9 protein-coding genes and 1 rRNA gene are annotated in these 9,262 nt (G+C 68.6%); all 10 read right to left on the reverse strand.

The window, feature by feature from the left end:
* Positions 1–43 precede the first annotated feature (43 nt).
* The 10 genes from ABT345_RS05740 to rrf all read right to left on the reverse strand — a co-directional run bounded on the left by ABT345_RS05740 (position 44) and on the right by rrf (position 9,114).
* Positions 44–646: a MerR family transcriptional regulator gene (locus tag ABT345_RS05740; protein WP_386458203.1), complete on the reverse strand. Its 603-nt coding sequence runs from the start codon at positions 644–646 to the stop codon at positions 44–46.
* Positions 647–869: 223 nt separating this feature from the next.
* A complete protein-coding gene (locus ABT345_RS05745; protein WP_006606439.1) occupies positions 870–1,343 on the reverse strand; it encodes a bifunctional nuclease family protein in 474 nt (157 codons plus the stop codon).
* A 53-nt stretch (positions 1,344–1,396) separates the two neighbouring features.
* Positions 1,397–2,143, reverse strand: coding sequence for a transcriptional regulator FtsR (gene ftsR, locus ABT345_RS05750; RefSeq protein WP_345082457.1), 747 nt, complete (start codon positions 2,141–2,143; stop codon positions 1,397–1,399).
* Positions 2,144–2,160: 17 nt separating this feature from the next.
* A complete protein-coding gene (locus ABT345_RS05755) occupies positions 2,161–2,949 on the reverse strand; it encodes a double zinc ribbon and FHA domain-containing protein (RefSeq protein WP_345082460.1) in 789 nt (262 codons plus the stop codon).
* 130 nt (positions 2,950–3,079) lie between these two features.
* Positions 3,080–3,982, reverse strand: coding sequence for a DUF881 domain-containing protein (locus ABT345_RS05760; protein ID WP_345082463.1), 903 nt, complete (start codon positions 3,980–3,982; stop codon positions 3,080–3,082).
* Between the two features lie 293 nt (positions 3,983–4,275).
* On the reverse strand, positions 4,276–4,608 hold the full coding sequence (locus tag ABT345_RS05765) for a small basic family protein (protein WP_030282870.1): 333 nt from the start codon (positions 4,606–4,608) through the stop codon (positions 4,276–4,278).
* Positions 4,605–5,543 (reverse strand): DUF881 domain-containing protein, encoded by a 939-nt coding sequence (locus ABT345_RS05770; RefSeq protein ID WP_345082468.1) that lies wholly within the window; start codon positions 5,541–5,543, stop codon positions 4,605–4,607. The genes ABT345_RS05765 and ABT345_RS05770 overlap by 4 nt, the downstream gene beginning before the upstream one ends.
* A gap of 75 nt (positions 5,544–5,618) precedes the next feature.
* Positions 5,619–8,114, reverse strand: coding sequence for a sugar phosphate nucleotidyltransferase (locus tag ABT345_RS05775; RefSeq protein WP_345082471.1), 2,496 nt, complete (start codon positions 8,112–8,114; stop codon positions 5,619–5,621).
* Between the two features lie 115 nt (positions 8,115–8,229).
* The gene (clsA, locus tag ABT345_RS05780) at positions 8,230–8,838 is read right to left on the reverse strand and encodes a cardiolipin synthase ClsA (RefSeq protein ID WP_345082474.1); all 609 of its coding nucleotides are present in this window, start codon (positions 8,836–8,838) and stop codon (positions 8,230–8,232) included.
* A gap of 159 nt (positions 8,839–8,997) precedes the next feature.
* Positions 8,998–9,114, reverse strand: a 5S ribosomal RNA gene (rrf, locus tag ABT345_RS05785).
* Positions 9,115–9,262: the final 148 nt, after the last annotated feature.

The raw sequence follows: 9,262 nt of genomic DNA on the forward strand, positions 1-9,262 counted from the left end.
GGCCGGAACACCCGGCGAAGGCTGCCCGCAGGCGGCCGGGCCCTCAGCCCGCGCGGTTGCGCCGCCGGGCCAGCTCGTCGTGCGGGTTCTGCCCGACCAGGGTCTCGCCGGTGTCCACCCGCTCACCGTGCAGCTGGGAGAGCGCACTCTCCACGTCCCGCCAGACCACGCCGATGGCGATCCCGAAGACGCCCTGACCGCCCTGCAGAAGATCGACGACCTGATCCGGCGAGGTGCACTCGTAGACCGTCGCACCGTCGCTCATCAGCGTCATCCGGGTCAGATCGGCCAGCCCCCGGGAGCGCAGATGCTGCACCGCGGTGCGGATGTTCTGGAGCGACACCCCGGTGTCCAGCAGCCGCTTGACGATCTTCAGGACGACGACATCCCGGAAGCTGTAGAGCCGCTGCGTGCCCGAGCCGTACGCCGGGCGGACGCTCGGCTCCACCAGGCCGGTGCGGGCCCAGTAGTCGAGCTGCCGGTAGGTGATGCCCGCGGCGGCACACGCGGTCGGTCCGCGGTAGCCGATGACCGCCGCCGCGCGCTCCGCCGGCACCGCGGTGGGCTGTACCGGGGTCCGGTCCGCCACCACGTTCGAAGGGAGCGGCAACGCCCCCTCCGCCGTACCGTCACCGGTGATTGCCACGCCGCCCTCCGTCCTCCACGTCCCGGACGGGACCTGCCATATCGACGGTATGCAGTCACTCGGGGTGCGTCAACGATCGCCGCGCTCGCCACGCCGAGTGATAATCACCCCACGAGTGGTTTCTCGTGACCCGAGACGGGGAAGGTCTGGCCGGTTGGCCGAAAAGATTCAGCCGGTGGCCGGTTCTCACGGAAACCCGTGAGCGCACCGCCACCGGCCGCTGTCACTGACTGTTCGTGCCGAAGTCCTCGGGCGAGATCTGGTCGAGGAACTCGCGGAACTTCTCCACCTCGTCCTCCTGCTCGTCCGGAATGGCGATACCCGCGTCGTCCAGCACACCGTCGGTGCCGAAGATCGGCGTACCGGTGCGCAACGCCAGCGCTATCGCATCGGACGGCCGTGCGCTGACCTCCACCCCGCTGGCGAAGACCAGCTCGGCGTAGAACACCCCCTCGCGCAGATCCGTGATGCGGACCTGCGTCAGCTCCTGGCCCACCGCTTCCAGCACGTCCTTGAAAAGGTCATGCGTCAGCGGCCTGGCAGGGACCATGCCCTGCTGGGCAAAGGCGATGGCGGTGGCCTCCCCCGGCCCGATCCAAATGGGCAGGTAACGATCGCCTCCCACCTCCCGCAGGAGCACGATCGGTTGGCTGGAAGGCATTTCCACCCGGACACCCACGACGTCGAGCTCGTTCACACAGCAACCCTAGGACGTGCCCGGCAGGTTTGGGTAGTCGGGCAGGTATTTGCTCACTGGAGATGGGCCCGCAGCGCGCTCTCGACGAGCGCCGCGTGCAGCCGCACGGAGAGGGTGGCCAGCTCCCTGGCCGTGGCCTCCGCATGCGCCCTGGTCTGCGGATTACGGTGCCGCCGCAGCGGCGCCACGACCTGTTCCACCAGGCCGGCCTCGCGCTCGGCAGCCGCCTTCACGGCCCGCAGATGACGCGGTTCGAGCCCGAAACGGCCGAGATCCGCGACGAGCCGGGCGATCCCGACGGCCTCGCCGCCGAAACTGCCCCCCGCATCGGCGGCGAGCAGGCCGTACGACTCCCACTCGGCCAGCTCCGCCTCGTCCACCTCGGCGGCGGCGAGCAGCTCGGCGCGGCCGATGCGGGCCGATGCTGGCCGCTCCTCGCCCAGCTCGGGGACGCCCTCCACCAGGTCCCTGGAGGGCGCCGGTGCGGGCAGCGGCAGCTCCTCACCGCGCTCCTGGGCTTCGAGGTGCTCCCTGATGACCTTCAGCGGGAGGTAGTGGTCCCGCTGCATCCGCAGCACGCTCGCGAGACGCTGGACATCCGCGGTGGTGAATTTGCGGTACCCGGAAGGCGTACGCGTCGGCTCGACGAGTCCCTCGGCCTCCAGGAAACGGATCTTGGAGATCGTGACCTCGGGGAACTCCTCGCGCAGCAGGCCGAGCACCGCACCGATGCTCACCGGCTTGCCGTCCGAGGAGGTGGTGCCGGACGGACCGGCACCACCTGTCGGTGTATGACGCATATGCCTTCCCTGGCCGGTCAGATCCCCGCGCCCCGCTGGCTCGGGTAGAAGACCAGGCGGTACTTGCCGATCTGGACCTCGTCGCCCCCGGCGAGAGCGACGGAGTCGATCCGCTCGCGGTTGACGTAGGTGCCGTTGAGGCTGCCGACATCGGCGACCGTGAAGACGCCGTCCTGACCGCGGCGGAACTCCACATGGCTGCGGGAGACCGTCACATCGTCCAGGAAGATGTCGCTCTGCGGATGCCGACCCGCCGTCGTCAGCTCGCCGTCCAGCAGGAAGCGGCTGCCGGAGTTGGGCCCCCGGCGGACGATCAGCAGGGCGGAGCCCAGCGGCAGGGCGTCGACCGCCGCCTGCGCCTCGGGCGACAGCGACGGGCTCAGGTTCTGCCCCGTGGACTCCCCGTCGTACGCCTCGATACCCGAAATCGAGATCGTCGACGTCGTCTCGGACGCGCGCTCGGGCTGCGCGCCCGCACGCAGCGGCGCACCGCACTGCGAGCAGAACTTGCCCGCCTCGGCGTTGCGGTGACCACACCTCGGGCAGGTCGAGGCCGCCCCTATGGGACCGGCACCGGACGGGTCACCAGCACCCGCCCCGGAACCACCGGCGACCTCGTCACGGAAGAGCGGACGATCCGCTCCGGCGCCGCTCTCCTCGGGCTGACGCGGTGCGCGGTGCCGCGCCGTGCCGCTGTCGCCCTCCTGGCGTGCGCTCTTGCCGAACAGCTTTCCAAACAACTTCACGGGCGATTCCCCTTGTACGAAACAGACCCGCCCGTGGGGCAGGACGAACCCTCGATGCACACACCGGCCGATCCGGACGTCATGTGAACGTCCGCGGCCTCCAGACAGTTTCCCTCACACGCCCCATACACGGTGCGTCGACCCCCCGCTACCTCATGCCCTTCCCGGGCCATCCCCATACGCGTCTCTCTCACTGCGATGACGACCGAGCGTAGTCAGGACGCTTCGCCTCTCGCAAGGCGTCCACGATGATCTTCTGTTCACCCGCGACACCCACCGTGGCCTGCTCCTTTTCCAGAGTCTGCACCACGCCACCGGGGATGTTGAGCGCCGGCTCCAGATCCTGCGGCTTCCCGATGACCTTGAAACGGTACGGCTCCGTGACCCTCTTGCCGTCGATCTCCACTCCGCCGCGGACATCAGAGAGGTAACTGTTCGCAACGATACGGACGTCGTTCACCTGAATCGCCTCGGCACCCGCGGCGCGCAGCTCCTGGATCGTGTCGAGCAGCTTGTCCGCCTCCACGGAGTGCGTCGGATCGCTGATGGTCAGGTTGATGCCGGGCCCCTGGGCCACGACGGTCCCGGCCAGCACGCCCAGCTGCTGTTCCTTCTCCACGGTCTGCTTACGCGCCTCCTCGGCCTGGTCCGAACTGTTCTCCAGCTCGGCCTTCTGTCCTTCCAGGCGCCGCTGCTCGTCCGTCAACCGCTGCGAACGGTTGTCCAGTTCATCCAGGATGCGCACCAGATCCTCCTGGCGCGCGCCCCGCAGCGCACTGCTGTCACTCGTGGAACGTACCTGAATCGCCAGGCCCAGGCCGAGAATGAACAGCAGCACCGCGACGATCAGTTGAGCGCGGGTCAGCCGCGGCGGCCACAGACCGGCGCGCAGCCGCTGCCGGCCGGTCAACGGCGGCTCCCCGCCGTCGCCATCCGGCGCCGTCCCGCCGGGCCGCCCGCCGGTGCCGCTTCCGCCACCCGAGGCGCCCCCGGCACCGGCGCTGCCGTCCGCCGGTTCACCGGCCCCGGCCTCGCCGCCCTGACCTGCACGTCCCGCACCGTCCTCCGGCCGCACACGGCTCTCGGGCGGCATCGGCCGCCGGTCCGCCGGCCGCCCATGCCCTTCGCCCGCCCGTACCACGCCTGCGGCCTCGGGAAGCTCACGACGCGCAGGGGCCTCATCGGCCTCCGGAAGCTCACGACGCGCCGGCTTCTCGGACTGCGGGCGTCTCACGGGAGGCTCGGTCCGGGGGCGGCGCTCGACCTCCCCGCCGGGCTTCCGCTCCGGACGCGGCCCGGGCTCAAGGGACGCGTCCCGGCCCGGACGCGGCGTCCCGTCGGTGGCCGAACGTTCCGGCTCGGGTGTCTCGTCGTTCGCCATCCGCCTCACGCCCTGAAGATGTGCCGGCGGATCGCGGCGGCGTTGGAGAAGATCCGGATGCCGAGGACCACGACCACGCCCGTGGAGAGCTGGGCGCCGACGCCGAGCTTGTCCCCGAGGAACACGATCAGAGCGGCGACCACGACGTTCGACAGGAACGACACGACGAAGACCTTGTCGTCGAAGATGCCGTCCAGCATCGCGCGCAGACCGCCGAAGACGGCGTCCAGCGCGGCCACCACAGCAATCGGCAAGTAGGGCTCGACCACCGTCGGCACCACGGGCCGGACCACGAGCCCGACCACGACCCCCACGATGAGCCCCAATACGGCGATCACGATGTGCCCTTCCCTGTGTCGGCGCCGTCCGCCTTCGTGGCGCCGGTCTGCGGCTGTGCTGTGCGTACGATCAAACTGGGCGCGGGCGGCAGGGTGACCTCGCCCTCCACGGAAATCCTGGTGCGCACGCCGTAGTTCTCCTGCAACACGTGCAGATAGCGGCCGTCGACGCTGTCCTGGAATGCGGTGCCGAGCCGCTGCCCGTCCCCCACCGCCAGCACCGTGTACGGCGGTACCAGCGGTTTGTTGTCGACCAGTATGGCGTCTCCCGCGGCTCTGATCGCCGAGAGGGACGTCAGCCGCTGGCCGTTCACGGAGATCGCCTCCGCCCCGGACTGCCACAGGCCGTTGACCACCCGCTGCATGTCCCGGTCGCGTACCCGCCCGGTGTCGGAGAAACCATTGCTCTCCCGGGGGCCGCCGCCGTTCCCGGACTCCGCGTCCTTGGCGTCGTCGATCACGAGTTTCACGCCGGGGCCGGTGACCTGCGTCGATCCGGCCAGCAGCGCCAGCAGCTCCGCCTTGTCGCCGCCGTGGCGGCGCAGCGCCTCACGCTGCATGGCATCGACGGAGTGACGCAGGGCATCGACCCTGCGCTGCTGCGCGTCGGCCTCGTCGGTGCCCTTCTGGATGCGGTTGATCAGCTCTTCGCGCTCTTTCGCCAGCGTCGGCGCGGATATCCGTGCCTGTGCGGCGCCCACGGTGACCACCACCGCGGCCAGCACGAGTCCGGCGGCGAGCCCCAACTTCGCCCGCAACGTGCGCGGCAGGCCGCCGCCGACGCCCGCGGCGGTCTTGCGTGCGGCGGCCTCCGCGTATCCGTCGTCGAGGCTGTGGTCCATCACGTTGGTCAGCAGCGACATGGACGCGTCGGGGCGCGCCGCCGGTCTCCTGGTGGTGCTCCGTTCGGGGCGCTGCTGCGACATGCCGCACATCGTCGCACGTCACCCGTGTGGTCGCCCAATGGCCCCACCGGCGCGCCGAATGGCGGCACACCGGTGGGGTGCAGGTCAGCGGCCCGCGCCGTCAACCACCGTTGACCATTCGTCCAACAGCCGGTCCGCGGAGGCCTCATCGGGCCCCTCCGCCCACAGATGCGTGACCGCCTCCGCGGGGTCGGGCAGCACGAGCACCCACCGGCCGTCCGTCTCCACCACCCGCACGCCGTCGGTGGTGTCCACGGACCGGTCCCCGGCGGCCTCGACGACGTTCCGCATGACCAGGCCCTTGACCGCCCAGGGCGTCGCCACGTCCCGGCGCCGTACGTGCGCCCGCGGGATGCGCGCGTCGATCTGGCTGAGCGTGATCTGCGACCGCGCGATCAGCCCGAGCAGACGCACGAACGCGGCGGAGCCGTCGAAGACGCTGCTGAACTCCGGAATGATGAACCCGCCGCGGCCGTCACCGCCGAAGACCGTGCCGTCCTCCCGCCCGACCCGCGTCAGATCATCCGGCGACGTCGTCGTCCACTCGACCTGCGTGCCGTGGTACGCGGCGACCTGCTCGGCGATACGGGTCGTGGTCACGGGCAGCGCCACCCGGCCGCTGCGGCGCTCCGCGGCGATCAGGTCGAGCATCACCAGCAGCGCACGGTCGTCCTCGATGATCCGGCCCCGCTCGTCCACCAGCGACAGCCGCTCACCGACCGGGTCGAAGCGGACCCCGAACGCCGCCCGCGCCGAGGCGACGATCTCGCCGAGGCGCACGAGCCCCTTGCGCCGGGCCTCGCCCGTCTCCGTCGGCCGCCCTTCGTTCAGGCCGGGATTGATCGTGAGGGCGTCCACCCCGAGACGGCCCAGCAGGCTCGGCAGAACCAGTCCGGCGCTGCCGTTGGACGCGTCGACGACGACCTTCAGCCCGGCTTCCGCGAGCCCTTCGGTGTCGACGGCCCGCAGCAGCGATCCGGTGTACGAATCGAAAACGCTGGACGGGAAGCGCAGATCGCCGATTTCCCCGGGAAAGGCGCGGCGGTATTCCTGGCGGGCGTAGACCCGGTCGAGTTTCCGCTGCCCGGCCTGGGAGAGGTCGGCGCCGCGGGCGTCGAAGAACATGATGTCGACGGAGTCGGGAACACCGGGCGTCGTACGGACCATGATGCCGCCGGCACTGCCCCGCGCGGTCTGCTGCCGGGCCACCGGCAACGGCACATTCTCCAGGTCCCGTACGTCTATGGCGCTGGCCTGGAGCGCGGAGATCACGGCGCGTTTGAGCGCACGGGCGCCCCGGGAATGGTCGCGTGCCGTGGTGACCGTCGCACCCTTCTTGAGCGTGGTCGCATAGGCGCCGGCGAGCCGCACGGCCAGCTCCGGAGTGATCTCCACGTTGAGAATTCCGGAGACCCCGCGGGCGCCGAACAGATGCGCCTGTCCCTTCGACTCCCAGATCACCGACGTGTTGACGAAGGCACCGGCCTCGATCGTCTTGAACGGGTAGACCCGCACATTGCCCTGCACGATCGATTCCTCGCCGACGAGACATTCGTCGCCGATGACCGCGCCGTCCTCGATCCGGGCGGCGCTCATGATGTCGGTGTTCTTTCCGATGACGCACCCGCGGAGGTTGGTCCGGGGCCCGATGAAGACGTTGTCGTGCACGACGGCCTTGTGCAGGAACGCGCCGCTCTTCACCACGACATTGGAGCCGACGACCGTGTGTTCACGGATCTCCACATCCGCCTCGACCTTGGCGTAGTCGCCGATGTACAGCGGGCCGCGCAGTACGGCGTCGGGATGGACATCGGCGCCTTCGGCCACCCAGACGCCCGGCGAGATCTCGAAGCCGTCGATGTCGACGTCGACCTTGCCGTCCAGGACGTCGGCCTGCGCCTTCACATAGCTCTCGTGGGTGCCGACATCTTCCCAGTAGCCCTCCGCGACATAGCCGTAGATCGGCTTGCCTTCCTTCATCAGCTGGGGGAAGACATCGCCCGACCAGTCGACGGAGACATCGGGCTGCACGTAGTCGAAAACCTCGGGCTCCATGACGTAGATGCCCGTGTTGACGGTGTCCGAGAAGACCTGGCCCCAGGTGGGCTTCTCCAGGAACCGCTCCACCTTGCCGGCCTCGTCGACGATGGTGATGCCGAATTCGAGGGGGTTGGGGACCCTCGTCAGGCAGACGGTGACGAGGGCACCCTTCTCCTTGTGGAAGCGGATGAGGTCGGTGAGGTCGAAATCGGTGAGCGCGTCACCGGAAATCACCAGGAAGGCATCGTCCCGCAGGGCCTCTTCCGCGTTCTTCACGCTGCCCGCGGTACCGAGGGGCTTTTCCTCATTGGCATAGGTGAGTTCCATGCCCAGCTCTTCGCCGTCGCCGAAGTAGTTCCGGACGAGTGAGGCGAGGAATTGCACGGTTACCACGGTCTCGGTGAGACCGTGCCGCTTCAGCAGCCGCAGCACGTGCTCCATGATCGGCCTATTGGCCACGGGGAGCAGGGGTTTGGGCATGCTGGACGTCATGGGGCGAAGGCGTGTGCCTTCACCACCAGCCATCACAACGGCCTTCATGTCGGAAGCGTCCTCCTCTAAGAGACGACGGTCTTGCCGACTTCACCCGTCTGGATCGCCCACTGTTCTCACGTACGGGCGCCAGAGTGGCACTGGTATTGCCTGTTCGGCGAGCTCAGTCGGCTGTGGCGTCCGCCCTGATGATCCTGCGGACCTGAACCACGTAGAGGATTCCTGCCCACCAGTACAGCGCCGTACCCCATCCGGCGAAAGCCCATCCGAAAACAGCAGCGAGCGTATGAAGCCAGCCACTTCCCTCACTGAGAAGGAGCAACGGGAAGGCGTACATGAGGTTGAACGTCGCGGCCTTACCGAGGAAGTTCACCTGGGGCGGGCCGTATCCGTGCCGCCCCAGGAATCCGACGGCGACCAGCAGCATGAGTTCCCGCGCCACCAGCGCAGCGGTGAGCCACAGTGGCAGGATCTCCCGCCAGGTGAGCCCCACGAGCGTGGAAAGGATGTACAGCCGGTCCGCGGCCGGGTCGAGGATGCGCCCCAGGCTGCTGATCTGGTTCCAGCGACGGGCGAGCTTACCGTCGAGATAGTCGCTGACTCCGCTCAGGGCCAGGACGAGCAGTGCCCAGCCATCGGCCTTGGGTCCGCCGAATTCCGGCCACAGAATCAACCACAGGAACACCGGCACGCCAACCAGGCGCGCCATGCTCAGAATGTTCGGGATGGTGAGGACGCGATCCGTCTGGACCCGCGTCTCCTGGACCTCCACGCGGGGGCCTCCTGTGGGAAATGTGCCGACAATGCCCCCTGACCTTACCTGCCGGCCCGATCGGGCCGTGCCTTGGGTCCGAAGGCCACTCCTGAAACGCAAAAAAGCTCCGGTCCCCGGGAACCATCACTGATTCCCGGAGACCGGAGCTGAAAAATTGTTCGGCGGCGTCCTACTCTCCCACAGAGTCCCCTCTGCAGTACCATCGGCGCTGAAAGGCTTAGCTTCCGGGTTCGGAATGTAACCGGGCGTTTCCCTAACGCAATGACCACCGAAACACTATGAAGTTAACCAACCCGGCACAATCACAGGTCGTTACTTCAGAACCTACACAGTGGACGCGAGCAACTGAGGACAAGCCCTCGGCCTATTAGTACCAGTCAACTCCAACCGTTACCGGTCTTCCATATCTGGCCTATCAACC

The sequence above is a fragment of the Streptomyces sp. NPDC000404 genome, assembly GCF_040300365.1.
GTDB classification, from domain to species: Bacteria; Actinomycetota; Actinomycetes; order Streptomycetales; family Streptomycetaceae; genus Streptomyces; species Streptomyces ramulosus.